A 14,411-nucleotide genomic window follows, 5' to 3' on the forward strand; every position below is an offset into this window, starting at 1 on the left:
GTTGGTACATTGATTCGGCAAGACCTCTGGGAAATTAATGTACAAACTGGTACGTTCACTGCCATGCACACCTCAATCGCTTCGGTCTGCCTCTCCGGTGGACTCGTCGACAAGCTCCACGCCTGCGCTGCGGCAGGCTTCGATGGCGTCGAGATCATGGACGCCGATCTCATCGCTGCACCGGAATCCCCCGAGGAGATCCGCGCGCTGTGCGAACGGCTGGGGCTGCGGATCGACATGTTCCAGCCGTTCCGCGATGCAGAGGGGGTCGCGGACGACGTCTTCGAGGACACGCTGCGGCGAGCGGAGGCGAAGTTCGAGATCATGAACCGGCTCGGCACCGACCTGATGCTGGTGTGCAGCAACGTCGGCACGGCGACGGTCGACGACGACGAAATGGCCGCACGGCAACTGGGCGAGCTCGCGGACAGGGCTGCGGTGCACGGCATCCGCCTCGCCTACGAGGCACTCGCCTGGGGTCGCTTCGTGGACGATTACCGTCGCACGTGGTCGATCGTGCAGCGGGCCGACCGACCCAACCTCGGCATCTGCCTCGACAGCTTCCACATCCTCTCCCGCGGACACGACCCGGCCGGCATCGAGGAGATCCCGGCCGAGAAGATCTTCTTCCTGCAGTTGGCCGACGCCCCGGCACTCGACATGGACGTGCTGTCATGGAGCCGGCACCATCGGCTGTTCCCCGGCGAGGGCGATTTCGATCTGGTGGAGTTCATGACGCACGTGGTGCGCGCGGGATACACGGGGCCCTGGTCGCTGGAGGTCTTCAACGACACGTTCCGCCAGACCGAGACGGTGCGTACGGCCGCGCACGCTCATCGATCGCTGGTGTGGCTGGCGGATCGGACGGCGGAGGAGAACGACTGGGAGGACGGACGCATCGGCTCGGCGCAGCCGGTCTCGGCCCTGGACTTCATCGAGGTCGCCGGAGCAGACCTCGCGGAGGTCGATGAGCTGCTGGCGCAACTGGGCTTCGCCTTCGAAGGCCGCCATCGCAGCAAGCCGGTGCGGCTGTGGAGCGCGGGCTCCGCCCGGGTGATCCTGAACGAGCAGGTGCGCCACGACGAGCCGCGCTTGTCCGGCATCGGCCTGCAGGTTCCGGATGCGGCGGCCGCTGTCGACCGGGCGATCGCGCTGGGTTCGCAGAAGATATTCCGTCGCACGTATGAAGGCGAACAAGACCTCCGCGGTGTCGCAGCGCCGGACGGAACACAGGTGTTCTGGAGCTCGCTGCCGGCCGAGGAGTCGTGGCTGCAGGAGTTCGACGGTGGCACTGGTGCCGCGGGAGGCCTGGTCGGCGAGGTCGACCACATCAACCTCGCGTACGCGTGGCAGGACTTCGACGAGGCCGTGCTGTTCATGTCGAGCGCCCTCTCGCTGCGTGCCGAGCCACCGGCGGATGTGCCCGGTCCGCAGGGGCTGATCCGCAGTCAGGTCATGCGCACCCCTGACGGCATCGTGCGGGTACCGATCAATCTCGCGCCTCCCACGGCACCGCCCCCGGCGCGGCACATCGCCGTGCGGACGGACGATGTGTTCGCGGTGGCGCGTCGCGCCAAGGAGCGCGGCATCGATCACCTGCGCATCCCGGCGAACTACTACGACGACCTGTCGGCGCGGTTCGGCCTGCCCGAAGATCTGCTCTCGTCGCTGCGCGAGCTCGACCTGCTCTACGACCGCGACGCTGATGGCGAGTTCATCCACTTCTACACGCGCACGATCGGCGACGTGTTCTTCGAGATCGTCGAGCGACGCGGCGGATACGACGGCTACGGCGGCGCGAACGCGCCGATCCGCCTCGCCGCACAGCGGGCGATGGGGCGCTGAGGCGCACAACTCCTCAAGACAACAGCCGAACGGCCCGGAATCCAGCGGATCCGGGCCGTTCGGCTCACTCCTGAGGAGCTATGAACGCGTGGAGCTGAGCACCTCGCGCTCGAGTCGTGCGTACGACTCCTCCATGCCATCGGCCATGCCGGTGGCGAGGATCATGTCGCGCGTCTCCTTGTCGGGGTACTCGATGAACAGCGTCACCAGGGTGGCGCCGTCCTCCTCGTAGAGGTTGAGGTCGTTGAGCGTCTCAGGACCCTCAGTGCCCTGCATCCGCTCGGTCGACACGGCACGACGGGGAGCGTCGACCAGCAGCACCTCGCCCTCGAAGCCGAACGCCTCTCCCTCGGTGTCGCCCACCGGCGCCCACGACGTGCGGTGCTTCTCGCCGGGAGCGGTGGCGACGACGCATTCGGTCATCTCCCACCCGTCGGGCCCGAGCATCCACTGCCGCATGAGCTCTTCCTCGTTGTAGGCGCGCCAGACGAGTTCGCGCGGCCCGTTCACGAGGCGGGTGATGCGCACGTGCGTGTCGTCGAGCAGGTCGACCTGCGTACCCTTGCCCTCGGCGTACTCGCGGAGGTCCTGCAGCACGGCATCCAGCTGCGACATCGCCATCTTGGTGCCTTCGACCATGCCCATGGCGACGACCTGCTCGAGCGCTTCGGCGGAGACGAAGTGGCTGGCGGTCACCATGCGGGTGCCCTCGGCGGTCGGCTCGAACGTGAACTCCATCCGCATCGCGGGGATCTCATCATTCGGAGCGCCCTGATCATCGGCGAAGCCGTCGAGCACCTCGAAACGTCGCGGTTCTTCGATCGCGAGGAACTCCCAGTACCCGGACGACTCCTCGCCGCGCGGGCCCTTCATCGTGTAGTTCGCGCGTCCACCGACGCTGTGGTCCCAGGCGGTGAACGTGGCAGGCCATCCGGGAGGGCCCCAGAACCGCTCGAGCTGGCGCGGGTCGCTGTAGGCGTTCCACACGCGCTCGATCGGAGCGGCGAAGTCGGCCGTGACGGTCATCGTCAGATTCTCGGCGTCGGTGGTGACATCGGTGACAGGCATTTCAATCTCCTTCGTTGGTTTCAGCCAGCAGGTCATCGAGGCGGGCGATTCGGGCCCGCCACATCTCTTCGTATCGGGCGAGCAGCGCCCTGGCGCGCGCGATCATGTCGGGATTCGCGCGGACGAGCCGCTCGCGTCCCTCGGCGCGCTTGATGATGAGGCCGGCGGCCTCGAGGACGGCGACGTGCTTCTGCACCGCGGCGAACGACATGTCGTAGTCGCCCGCGAGGGTCGACACGGACTGCTCTTCATTGATCGTGCGGCGCAGGATGTCGCGTCGGGTCGCCGTCGCCAGTGCGTGGAACACACGGTCGGTCTCCGCTTCGCTCAGTTCTCGTTGTGCAACCATTTGGTTGTACGTTACTGCGAGGCGGATGCCGTGTCAAGAGTGTCCTTGTCGGGAACGCGTTCTCGTTGCACTAACGGTCTTTACGTTGCATTGGTGATCGTCGCAATTGCACGAAATGCAACACGCCCGGGACGTCGCGCCGGAAAAGTCGCTCCGGTCGCGCCCGTCGCCGCCACTGGCTCGCAATACCTTCTTGCCTGCCTGAAGGTTTTCACGCCGGCCGGCCGCCGAGCGGTGCAGCGTCCAAGTCTTCGCCTGCCGGAGTGCGATTCGATCTTTCAGATCCGCCTCTACGTTGGGTCTCGGCCGGTTCGCGACTGGGCGAAACTGAGCCCTCGCGTCCGTGTGGGCGTGGTGCCGATCGACGCGTGAAAGGGGATTCATGATGAGGCCGATGGTCAGCGCCAGACCAAACAACGCCCGTCGTCGATCGCCGCATACCGAGCTGCATTGGACACCCAGCGCAATCCAGGGCTCTCACGGGGCGGGATCGCTTCGGCGGGAGCATCCTCCCGTCAGCCGCGACCTCGGCGGCTGAGGTTGACCCTGTTTTCCGGACACTGACCAGGCGGGATCCGCGTGATTGCGGGCCTGTCGGGGAGGATGTCCTTGATGGGCACGAGCAAGAGGAAGACGTATACGCCGGAGTATCGGCGTGAGGCCGCGCGTCTGGTGATCGATACGGGGCGCACGATCGCGGCGGTGGCGCGCGAGATCGGCGTCGGAGAGCAACTGCTGGGCCGCTGGGTGCAGCAGGAGCATGCGCGCACTGGTGGCGATGTCGACGCGCCGCTGGAGCTGAACGAGCGGGCGGAGCTGGAACGGTTGCGCCGCGAGAATCAGGAACTGCGGATGGACAACGAGTTCCTGGGAAAAGCGGCGGCCTTCTTCGCATCGAAGCAGAACCCGAGGAGTGGTTCGCGGTGATCGAGGCGGAGAAGGCGGATCCGGATAGCACGATGACGATCGCTCGGATGCGTGCTCTGGCCGGGGTGGACCGGCGCCGGTTCTACGAGTGGCGGGCCCGGGTGGCGGCCGGCCCCTCGCCGCGGCAGCAACGAGCCGTGGATCTGACCACGCGGATCCGCGCGTTCCATGCCGCGTCCGACGGCACCTATGGGGCACCCCGGATCCACGCGGATCTGCAGGATTCCGGGGTGGTCGTGTCGCGGAAGACGGTCGCGAAGCTGATGCAGGCCGACGGGATCACGGGGATCAGCCCGCGGACCTGGCACCCGGGCCGGCCACGACGAGTGGAGTGGAGCTTTTTCGGCGCGATGATAGGAGGTGAAGCAGACATGAGCGATCCCAAAGATAGTTGCAAGAGGGCGGTTGAACGGGCTCCGGCTATATGAGGCGGGTTGGAGACTCCTTCGCCTGCAGGCGGCCCGACATCGGAGCTAACACTGGCAACACCCATGAAAGGAGAGTGGTTTCGAGCTCGTCGAGGGATAACGTGACACCTGTTGCCAACGCACGATCTACTGTCAGGGCCACCAGACAGTCAGCGGCGAAAGCTGTGTCCACTTGGAAGTCGATCACCCCTTCCGCACGCAGTTCCGTCAACGCGGAGGCCGTGTTCATCCGAAGCGGGAGCACAAGTTCCTCTCGAACCGCAGCTTGGATAGCCGGTTCATGAGCCGAGGCGATATGCATCGCCCGCACGAGCCGCCCCAGACGACCCACGGTCATCGATCGGAGGCTCTGAAGAATTGCACGCAGTGCGACGTCGGCATCAGCTCCCGCCACGGTAGGGATCAGCTCGACCTCGACAAGCGATGCTGCAGCACAGACCAGATCCGTCTTCGTCGCCCACCGCCGGTAAATCGTCGCTTTTGATGCGTGCGCCCTCGTGGCGATCATGTCGACGGTCATGCGCGCAAAGCCGACTTCCGCCAAAGTGTCCAAGGTCGCCTCCAGCACGGCATCCGCACGACGGATCGAGTACGCAGACATCGATGGATTCATAACAGAGCTGTACCATACAGTTTTGTTATCAACGGGCGCAGGATGCGTTGCGAGGCGTGCCGGTCTTTCCGCCGGTATTCCCTGGTCAGGATCTAGACGGACGCCTTTCGATCAGCCGCGGAACGTCTGGCGGAGTGTTCCGATGCCCTCGATCGTGGTCGTCAGCGTCTGCCCGGGCTGGATGAACCGCTGCGGATCGCGGGCTAGTCCCACTCCGGCCGGTGTGCCTGAGTAGATGACGTCGCCGGGATGCAGCACCACGATCGCGGAGAGTTTCTCGATGAGGGCCGGGACCGAGAAGATCATCTGGCTTGTGCGCCCGTCCTGCACGACCTCCCCGTCGAGTTCGCCGGTGATGGCGAGGTCGTCGCGGTCGGGGAGCTCATCCGGTGTCACCAGCCAGGGTCCCTGCGGGGAGTACTGGGGGAAGGACTTGCCGAGGCCGAACTGCGGAGCCGGGCCGTCGAGCTGCGTGATTCGTTCGGACAGATCCTGCCCGACGGTGACACCCGCGATGTGATCCCAACCGGTGCCTTCTTCGATGTGATGGGCCCGCTTTCCGACGACGACCACCAGTTCAGCCTCCCAGTCGGTGTGTCCGCCCGGGACGAGGTCGACCGTTTCGTAGGGTCCGGCGATCGACGAAGCGAACTTGGGAAACACCGGCGGAAGCTTCTCTGGGCGGCTGAATCCGCTCTCCGCGGCGTGGTCGGCGTAGTTCAGGCCGACGCCGAACGACTGGAGCGGCCGAGGGGTGACGGGGCCGAGCCGGCTGGCATCCACGGCCACGTCCGGCCCGGAGGTACGCGCGGCCCACGCCGTGAATTCCTCCCACTGGTCGTATATCCCCTGGATGCCAGGGCCGAATCGGCCGGCGGAGGCCTCCGCGACGTCGAAGCCGGTGGTGTCAGTGGTGAGAATGACGGCCCGGCCGTCGTGGTTGGCGAGTCTCATGTCATACAGCTTTCTGGGTGAGAGGGTTTCGGATTCCGTATGCGGCTTCAGCGATCGACGGGAGCGACGCCATAGTCGAGGATGCCGGCAGGTACCTGGCCATCCCACTGGTTGATCCAGTACAGGTCGTCGGGGTCGAACAAGCGCGCTGGACGGTCCTTGTCGCGAATGGTCTCCATGTCGCAGTAGTACTCGATCACGGTGCCGTTGGGTTCGACGAAGTACACCGCGATGTTGTCGCCTGCTCCGTGGCGGACCGGCCCCCAGGCCAGGCGCGCCCCGCGACGGGCGAGCCGATCGCCGAGCCGGGCGAGATCCATGATGTTGCCGGCCTGCCAGGCGTGGTGGTGCAGGCCGAGGTCGGACGAGGAGAAGATCGCGATGCCGTGATGGTCGTTGTTGCACCTCATGAAGAAGTTGTCGATGCCGATGGCATCCGACACTCGGAAATCGAAGGTGTCGTGCAGGAAGTGGGGCATCGCCGGGGCGTTGCGCGACTTGATGTTGACATGACCGAGCCGGTCCGGGGCGAGCGAGCCGCGCTTGAGCATTGAGTAGTCGAGCTTCTCTGTGTAGATCTGCCAGGTGTACCCCTCGGGTCCGACGAAGGCGAACCCGGTCTCGATGTGGTCCTCGATCGGCGCCTCGGAGACGATGCGGAATCCGGAGCGGTCGACCTTCGCGCGGATGGCGTCCAGTTCGTCGCCGTTGGGGACTACGAGCCCGATGTGGTCGAGCGCGTCTTCGTCCGCCTGCGAGTACACCAGCTCGTGGTGCTTGTTCTGCGCGGTGACGAACGCCTTCGTTCCTGTGGATTCGGTCTCGTGCAGACCGAAGACGTCGACGGCGTTCTCGAGGGAAGCCGCGAGGTCTCTCGTGCGCATCGAGACGTAGCCGATCTCGGACACTGCGCCGACGGCGGTGTGTTCAGCCATGATGGATTCCTTCTCCGTAAGCAGGGGTGCGGATGCGACCGGGTTCGGTCGTCACCCGGGCGAGGTACCGGGCGATCAGGGCGGCGAGCTCTCCCCCGCCGCCGGCGGCGACGACCCCGTAGACGTAGAAGTCGGGTCGTACGAGCACGGCATCCGCGTCCCATTCCTGGAACCAGTTCCGGTACGAGCCGTCGACGTCTTCGAAGGGGACGATTCCGGGAGCACCCTCATCGAAGGCGACGGTGACGATGCCCGCCATCTCCAGCGCCCGGATGGCGTCGTCGAGCCCGTCCGCGAGCCGCGCGTCACGGAGGATCAGTGCGGCCGGACCGAACACGTCGTCGAATCGGCGCGGCTCGCCGCCCTCTCCGCGGATGCGGCCCTGCCGCGACAGCGTCCCACCCCGCTCACCCTCGTGCAGGCCGTCGCCGGCTCCGCCGAGACGTGGGGCGGGCGGCGGTTCCGGCGTGCGACCGCTGGCGAGCTCCGCGATCATCCTCGCGTCGCGCGTGGCGGCCTTCTCCGGGTCGAGGATGCAGATGATCCGGCCCAGCGCCATCGAGAACTCGATGAAGTCGCTGACGTGGGTCGTGCGCTCGGGGCCGTATGTGTCGAGCAGGGAGTCCGGGGCTTTCCCGCGCAGCACGCGGTCGAGCTTCCAGACCAGGTTCTGACAGTCGCGGAATCCTGCGGCGAGGCCCTGTCCCGCGAAGGGTGGCATCTGATGAGCCGCGTCGCCGAGGAGGAACACGCGACCGGCGCGCCAGCGATCGGCCCAGCCCGAGTTGAACGTGTAGACGACGCCGCGCTCGATTTCCGCGTTGGAGGGGTCGATGCCGAACGGCTGCAGGAGCTCCCAGATGCGCTCCGGGCGGGTGAGCTCCTCGACAGTCTCGTCCTGGAGGCGCATGAACTCCCAGCGCCGCCGGCCCGGTCCGCCCGGGACCACGGTCGTCGGCCGCACCGGGTCGCAGATCTGCAGGGCGAGGTGGGTCACCTCCGCCTGCGGCGACGGGAGGACGTCGACGACGAGCCAATCGAAGAAGTAGCCGAGGTCGTGCCAGCCGATCCCCGCCGAGCGGCGCGTCTCGCTGTTCGCCCCGTCCGCTGCGAGGACGTAGCGGGCGCACACCCGCTCGTCGGCGCCGCCACCCACCGGCGAGAGGAGCACCGTCACGCCGTCGGCATCGTCGTCCAGCACCCGGGCCTGCGTGCCGCGACGGATCGTGACCTCGTCGTGCTCTCGCAGCCTCCGGTCGAGATGGGCCTCGAGAGCGGGCTGGTTGTAGAAGTACGTGTTGTGCCAGCCTGACGGGTCGAGGCCTGTCCAGTCGACCTCGTGCAGAGTCACGCGCTGCGCGTTGACCCACACGTACATGTCGTCGTACGGCTCGACGGCGTCAGGAATCGTGTCAACGGCGAGGCCGGCGCTCTGCAGGATCCTCGCGATCTCCGCGTCATGCGCGACCGCGCGCGGCAGCGGATAGGTGGCGTCCTTGCGCTCCGCGATCAGGACGGAGTGCCCGGCGCGGGCCAGTTGCAGAGCGGCCATCTTGCCGACCGGACCCATACCGATCACGACGACGTCCACGTCGGGGTTCATGCCCGCTCCGATCGGCGCTGGTCCCGGTACGCCGCGATGCGCTCGAAGCCTCACTGCGTGCTCTCCTCGGCGTCCTCCCAGACGCAGTCGAGCTTGCCGGTGGTTATGGTCGTGATGTGCCTGCTGGAGCCATGCACGATGCTCGCAAACGCGACCCCGACGGGGATGTGCACGAACGAGCCGGGGCGCAGCTCGACCACGCCGTTTGCGCTGATCAGCAGGCGTGTGCCCTCGAGCTGATACTGCACCTCGTCGGCGTTTCGGTGCCGGCGGTACACGGTTCCGTCGCTGTCGGTGACGTCTGTCACGCCGATGGCGTGCTGGTCGCCGCGCCACACCCAGGTGGTCTCGTTCGTGACGGTATCCGATGACAGCACCTTGAGGCGGTCGGTCTCCTCGTGCGCCTGCTCGAGGATGAGACGCTCGTCCGACAGCTGTACGGCCCGGTCGCAGTGCCGGCCGCCGAGGCAGTCGGTGTGCACCTCGTTGACGACGTCGGCGACCCAGCCCTCGAACGGCGGGATGAGGATCTCGCTCGTGCGCGTGACCTCGCCGACGTCGGCGAGTGATGCCGGGAAGTACCAGAGGATGTGGCTGGCACGTCGCCCGTAGTTGTCATGCGCGACGCCGACGGGGATGCGCACGAGGTCCCCGTCGCTCAGCTCGACGGTGCCGAGTTCCGTCATGAGCGTGCGGTTGCCGCGGATCTGGTACGACATCTCGTCGACATCGAGATTGCGGTGATACATCGGCTGGCGGAAGTCCATCTGCTGCCACTCGATCCGGCCGGTCTCCCCTTCCCACAGGATGCGCGGCGGCACGAACGCGCCGTCTTGATAGGCCTGGTCGAAGTGCACGACCTTCAGCGGCGGGATGGGGTCCCAGGAGACGCCGGGCATCTTCGGCACGGCGCGGGAGAGGAGTTCGGCCTCATTGCGCCGCAGCATCCTTGCCGGCTGGTCGAAGGGGAACGCGTCGAAGCGCTCGATGACGATGCCCATGAAGTTCTCTCCTCGTCTCAGACGACCGTTGCCGACGGCCTGCGGGTGTCGGGCCTCACGATGGCCATCCACATCGGCTCCTGCCTCGTGGCGAAGTTGTCACGGGCGCGATCGGCTTCATCGAGCGCGAGCCGGTGAGTGATCAGCCGCGTGTAGCGCTCAGGATCGGCGGCCAGCAGTCGCAGTGCGTCGTGCGCGTCCTTGCGCGTGCCGTTGCGCGTCCCGACAAAGGTGATGCAGTTCACCGAGAACGCGGCGGGCGGGATGACGAGCGGCTCCGGGTTCACACCCATGTGCACGATGCGTCCCCCGGTTCGCAGGCCGCCGAACACGTATGAGGCGCCCAGGCCGCGCGGCAGGTAGTCGATCGCTGCGTGCGCGCCCTGCGGAATGATCGCGCGGATGCGGCCGGCGGCCGTCTGCGGCGAGTCGTCGTCCCGCAGCGCAACCGTGCGCACCAGCTCGGGATCGAGCCCGGCGACCTCCTCGAGCCTGGACGCGTCGCGGCCGACAGCGATCACGCGCTGCACGCCGAACTCGCGGGCGAAGGCGATGGTCGCGACACCCATGGCCCCGGTCGCGGCGGTCACGATGAGGGTCGCGCCGGGGTCCAGCTCGGCGAGCTTGAGGGCCCTGATCGCGTTGGCGAAGTCGTGTGCCTTCGCGCCGAGCTCGGAGCTCACCCCGTCGGGGAGCCGGTCGAGGTTGGCGACGGGCACGACGACCTTCTCGGCGAGACCGCCGTTGTGGTACTTCCGGTACTGCGGCATGGCCTCCGGTCCGAACACGGCGTGCCCGATCATCGCGTTCTGCGCGCACATCATCTCGCGGTCGGTCGTACAGTAGTCGCACGAGCCGCAGGACAGCAGCGGATGCACCCGCACCCTGGCGTCCACGAGCGCGGCATCGGCCCCGTCGCCGACAGACTCCACCACGCCGGCGATCTCATGCCCGAAGATCGTTGGCAGGAGAGGCACCGCTCCCATGCGCAACAGGGTGAAAGCTCCGGGGGCGAGTCCGGTCACCTCCACGCGCACGATCGCCTCGCCTGGGCCCGCGACAGGATCCGGGACCTCTCCGACTCGGAGCGTACCGTTCTCGTCGATGACCTCGGATGCCCACATGTCAGTTCACCTTGTCGTTGTCGGCGGCGGCGCGCGCGTACTCTGCAGCGGCCGCCGGATGGAGAGGGATGGATGTCGACGACGCGACCGCCGGGTCGATCGGGTACCGCAGCGGGGAGTAGTCGACCGGCAGGTGCCGGTAACCGCGCTGGAACTGCTCGGCGTTCTCGATGAATGCGCGGGCGAGCAGCGCCGCAGTCTCGTCCTCGAGTGCGGTGGTGGTCGCGATGATCCAGTCGGAGTAGTCGAGCGCGACGATCGCGGTGTGGACCGTCGGGAAGTACCCGGCGGGGATCTCGATCACGCCGAGACCCCACTCCTCGGCGAGCGCCTTGCGCTCCGCGGTGCCGAGAGACAAAAAGCGCACGTCCTGCTCCGTGGCAAGGCGCTGCCAATCCGGGGTCATGATGGCCTCCGACACCATCAGGTCGGCCCGACCCTCACGAAGGTCGTCGATCGCGTCGAACGGCTGCTCGTGGCGGGTGACAGTGCCTCCTCGCCGCTCGATGTCGGCCAGGTCGATCCCGGCGGCGGAGAGTACGATGTCCCCGCCGAATCCCATGAATCCGTCGGGGTCGTTGACGCCGAGCGACACGCGCAGCGGTCGTCCGTCGGCTGCGAGCTCGGCGAGCGAGTGAATGCCGAGATCGGCCCTCACCACGGGGATCATCGCGTCACGATGCGGGAGGGCGCCGATAGCGACAAGGTCGGGGATGCCGCGACCGTCGAAGGGGCCCCGCCCGTCTCGCGCCAGTCGAGCGAAGGAGGCGGGCGTGGCGATGGCCACGTCGATTTCGCCTGCGCCGAGGGCTGCGAGGTTGTCGCCCATGCCGCGGCCGTTGTGGATGACACTCCGGTGGTGTTCCGGTGTCTGCTCCCACAGCCATTGCGCCAGCCAACCCGCAGCACGGGTGAGGTTCGCCCCGCCCCAATCGGCCTGAATTCTCAACGGAACATCCGCGTCGTCACGTGTCATTACGTCTCCCTCGACTGTCCTACTATGCACGTACACTGTCCTGTTTGTCAAGAACAAGAAGATCGCGAGATTCTCTTGGCCACGCCGAAGGAGCTCCCTTCACGAACGGAAGCCCGCTGAGGGAGTACATCAGGTGTTGCGTCCGACATCTCCCCGGACGAGCTCTCGAGACACGGCACGAGCGATCGCGACGACTGCCGGCTCGATCATCCGCATGTCGACGAGCGCGTCCGCGCCGACGACCGAGAGGGCGGCGACGCAATCACCGTCCGCACCGAAAACCGGCGCCGCGACAGTCTTCGCAGGCTCAGGCATCGGGCGGGAGAAGGTCGCCCTGCCGGAGGCGCGGATGTCGCCGAGGCGCTCTCGGAGCTCGACGACATCCACGTCCGCCCCCTCCGGCTGGAGGACCAGCGGCCGGGAGAGGTAGGCCGTCCGGAACTCTTCGCGTGCGTGAGCGAGCAGCACCAGGCCCAACCCCGTTCCGTGCAGAGGAAACCGCCCGCCCACATGGTAGAGCACTCGTCCGGCGTGGGCGGCCGAGAGTCGTTCGACGATCACACCCTCGCCCTTTTCGCGCACCGCGAGCTGGACGTGCTGCCCGGTCGCGCGATGCAGATCCTCCATGTAGGGCAACGCCGCCGAACGTAGTCCGTGTCCGCGCGGAGCAAGTGCCGCGTACTCGAGCATCTTGAGGCCGACAGCGAAACGGCCGTCGGCCTGTCGTTCGAGGGCGCCCAAGCGGGTGAGCCGCTGAGCCAGGCGCAGGGCCGTGCTGATCGGAACATCGGCCCGCACAGCGAGTTCGCTCAACCGAAGCAGCGGGCGCTCTTCGCTGAAGGCGTCGAGCAGCCGGAATGCGCGATCGAGTACCGGCTCGCCCACGGCGGGGCGGCGGCCTCGGTTCGGCGTCTCCGTCATTATCCAAGATTGCCATTCAATGAAAAGAAGTGCACCCTTCACCCGCGGGCGCGGCACGATCGATGCAGTTCACCCGCGACGGAGAGGCACGAAGATGAACGCAGACGAGCCCGACGCGATCATCGTCGGCGGCGGTCCAGTCGGCCTGAGCACCGCTCTTGAGCTAGCCCATCACGGCGTGCGCAGCGTCATCATCGAGCCGCGCACCGTGATCGAGCACTCGCGTCCCCGAGCGAAGACCACCTCCGCCCGGACAATGGAGCACTTCCGTCGCTGGGGTCTCACCGAGCGAGTCCGCGACGCGGCGCCCCTGCCGGTGGCGTGGTCCGCTCGGGTCACGTTCGTCAGGACGCTGTTGGGCCCCGAGGTGGCGCACATCGACGGATGCCTCGGACTGCGCACCCCGCCGTCGATCTCACCGGAGTCCGGTCAGCAGATCAGCCAGGGCGTGGTCGAGGAGGTTCTCCGCGCCGCTGTCGCCGAAAGCCCGCTCATCAACGCCCTCTGGGGCTTCCGCGCCGTCACGATCACCCAAGACGAGAGCTTCGCGCGCATCGACGTCGAGAACGCAAACGGCGATCGGCGCACCTTCACCGCGCCGTGGGTGATCGGCGCTGACGGGCCGCGCAGCGTCGTCCGCGCGGCGATGGGCGCGCGCTACGAGGGCTCGACCGGCGGACGCCCGAACGTGAACATCACGTTCCGCTCACGCGAGCTCGGCCCGAGCATCCCTCACCCGCCGTCGATCCACTACTGGTCCATCGATCCGACCTGGCCCGGTGTGGTCGGGCCGCTCGACCTCGACGGCACCTGGTGGGCGATCTCGACCGGCACCGCCTCCGTGGGCTCGGATGACCACGCCGTCGAGATCATTCGCGGATTGGTGGGCGGGCCCATAGACGTGGAGATCATCGCCACCGACCCGTGGCAGGCGCGATTGCTACTGGCCGACCGCTATCGATCCGGGCGTCTCTTCCTGGTCGGCGACGCAGCCCACCAGAATCCGCCGTGGGGCGGGCACGGCTTCAACACCGGGGTCGGCGATGCCGTCAATCTCGGGTGGAAGCTCGCAGCTGTCATCAACGGCTGGGCGCCGGAGCACCTGCTCGACAGTTACGAGTCCGAGCGTCGCCCCGTCGCAGCTGAGACCATCGCGGTAGCCGGCGCGAACATGAAGGCACTCTCCATCGACCTTGCCGGTGCCGGCGACACGAGCGAGTCGGATGCCGCGAAGATCCTGCGGACCAAGACCGCGGAGTTCCGTGCCGACGACCTCGTCTTCGGATACGGCTACGGTCCGTCCACCGGCAGCCACGTGACCGGATCGGAAGACTACGTCCCGCGCACGGACCCGGGCAGCCGCCTCCCCCATCGCATCGTCGCCGCAGGCCCGCTCTACGACCTCCTCGGGCCGGAGCTGACGGTGCTAGGACCGGCCGAGCCATCAGCCGCGCTGAGCAGGGCGGCCGCCGCACGTGGCATCCCGCTGTCGGCGATCGAGCAGAGCGGACCCGTGCTGCTCATCCGCCCTGACCAGCACATCGCGTGGCGCGGTGACGGGATCACCGATCCGGATGCTGTGCTCGACGAGGCACTCCGGGGGTTCGCCCCCTCATGACGCGTCCGTTCCGGCGGGCTCGTCGGGAACGGACGCGGGGGCGGGCCGG

At 67.3% G+C, this 14,411-nt stretch carries 14 protein-coding genes; 4 read left to right on the forward strand and 10 right to left on the reverse strand.

The genetic code is table 11. The annotated features are described in order from the left end of the window. Positions 1-63: 63 nt before the first annotated feature. Entirely contained in the window at positions 64-1,845 is a 1,782-nt protein-coding gene (locus tag ACNPNP_RS15125; protein ID WP_448966847.1) for a sugar phosphate isomerase/epimerase and 4-hydroxyphenylpyruvate domain-containing protein, read from the forward strand. 78 nt (positions 1,846-1,923) lie between these two features. Here ACNPNP_RS15125 and ACNPNP_RS15130 read toward each other — a convergent pair whose 3' ends face one another. After that, positions 1,924-2,913, reverse strand: a complete 990-nt coding sequence (locus ACNPNP_RS15130) for an SRPBCC family protein (protein ID WP_448966848.1) — start codon at positions 2,911-2,913, stop codon at positions 1,924-1,926. A 1-nt stretch (position 2,914) separates the two neighbouring features. Next, positions 2,915-3,262, reverse strand: coding sequence for an ArsR/SmtB family transcription factor (locus ACNPNP_RS15135; RefSeq protein WP_448966849.1), 348 nt, complete (start codon positions 3,260-3,262; stop codon positions 2,915-2,917). Between the two features lie 579 nt (positions 3,263-3,841). On the opposite strand from ACNPNP_RS15135, the gene ACNPNP_RS15140 reads away from it, so the two are divergent. Together ACNPNP_RS15140 and ACNPNP_RS15145 are read left to right on the forward strand one after the other, a co-directional pair. Further along, complete coding sequence (locus ACNPNP_RS15140; protein WP_448966850.1) at positions 3,842-4,189, forward strand: transposase; 348 nt, start codon at positions 3,842-3,844, stop codon at positions 4,187-4,189. Beyond that, positions 4,186-4,617: an IS3 family transposase gene (locus ACNPNP_RS15145; RefSeq protein ID WP_448966851.1), complete on the forward strand. Its 432-nt coding sequence runs from the start codon at positions 4,186-4,188 to the stop codon at positions 4,615-4,617. Before ACNPNP_RS15140 ends, ACNPNP_RS15145 begins: the two co-directional genes overlap by 4 nt. Here the strand turns inward: ACNPNP_RS15145 and ACNPNP_RS15150 are convergent. From ACNPNP_RS15150 to ACNPNP_RS15185, 8 genes are all read right to left on the reverse strand, one after another. Next, positions 4,610-5,218: a TetR/AcrR family transcriptional regulator gene (locus tag ACNPNP_RS15150; RefSeq protein ID WP_448966852.1), complete on the reverse strand. Its 609-nt coding sequence runs from the start codon at positions 5,216-5,218 to the stop codon at positions 4,610-4,612. The genes ACNPNP_RS15145 and ACNPNP_RS15150 overlap by 8 nt on opposite strands. A gap of 123 nt (positions 5,219-5,341) precedes the next feature. Beyond that, positions 5,342-6,184 carry a fumarylacetoacetate hydrolase family protein gene (locus ACNPNP_RS15155; protein WP_448966853.1) on the reverse strand — a complete coding sequence of 281 codons (843 nt, stop codon included), beginning with the start codon at positions 6,182-6,184 and terminating at the stop codon, positions 5,342-5,344. Positions 6,185-6,231: 47 nt separating this feature from the next. Continuing rightward, positions 6,232-7,119 (reverse strand): VOC family protein, encoded by an 888-nt coding sequence (locus ACNPNP_RS15160; protein ID WP_448966854.1) that lies wholly within the window; start codon positions 7,117-7,119, stop codon positions 6,232-6,234. Further along, positions 7,112-8,722, reverse strand: coding sequence for a bifunctional 3-(3-hydroxy-phenyl)propionate/3-hydroxycinnamic acid hydroxylase MhpA (gene mhpA, locus ACNPNP_RS15165; protein WP_448966855.1), 1,611 nt, complete (start codon positions 8,720-8,722; stop codon positions 7,112-7,114). Before mhpA ends, ACNPNP_RS15160 begins: the two co-directional genes overlap by 8 nt. Before the next feature lie 50 nt (positions 8,723-8,772). Next, the gene (locus ACNPNP_RS15170) at positions 8,773-9,723 is read right to left on the reverse strand and encodes a hypothetical protein (RefSeq protein WP_448966856.1); all 951 of its coding nucleotides are present in this window, start codon (positions 9,721-9,723) and stop codon (positions 8,773-8,775) included. Between the two features lie 17 nt (positions 9,724-9,740). Beyond that, positions 9,741-10,847 (reverse strand): alcohol dehydrogenase catalytic domain-containing protein, encoded by a 1,107-nt coding sequence (locus tag ACNPNP_RS15175; RefSeq protein ID WP_448966857.1) that lies wholly within the window; start codon positions 10,845-10,847, stop codon positions 9,741-9,743. 1 nt (position 10,848) lies between these two features. Next, positions 10,849-11,823: a TAXI family TRAP transporter solute-binding subunit gene (locus ACNPNP_RS15180; RefSeq protein ID WP_448966858.1), complete on the reverse strand. Its 975-nt coding sequence runs from the start codon at positions 11,821-11,823 to the stop codon at positions 10,849-10,851. A gap of 129 nt (positions 11,824-11,952) precedes the next feature. Then, positions 11,953-12,744 carry an IclR family transcriptional regulator gene (locus ACNPNP_RS15185; protein ID WP_448966859.1) on the reverse strand — a complete coding sequence of 264 codons (792 nt, stop codon included), beginning with the start codon at positions 12,742-12,744 and terminating at the stop codon, positions 11,953-11,955. Between the two features lie 94 nt (positions 12,745-12,838). On the opposite strand from ACNPNP_RS15185, the gene ACNPNP_RS15190 reads away from it, so the two are divergent. Next, a complete protein-coding gene (locus ACNPNP_RS15190) occupies positions 12,839-14,362 on the forward strand; it encodes an FAD-dependent monooxygenase (RefSeq protein ID WP_448966860.1) in 1,524 nt (507 codons plus the stop codon). The last annotated feature ends 49 nt before the right edge of the window (positions 14,363-14,411 follow it).

The sequence above is a fragment of the Microbacterium xerophyticum genome (assembly GCF_053543555.1).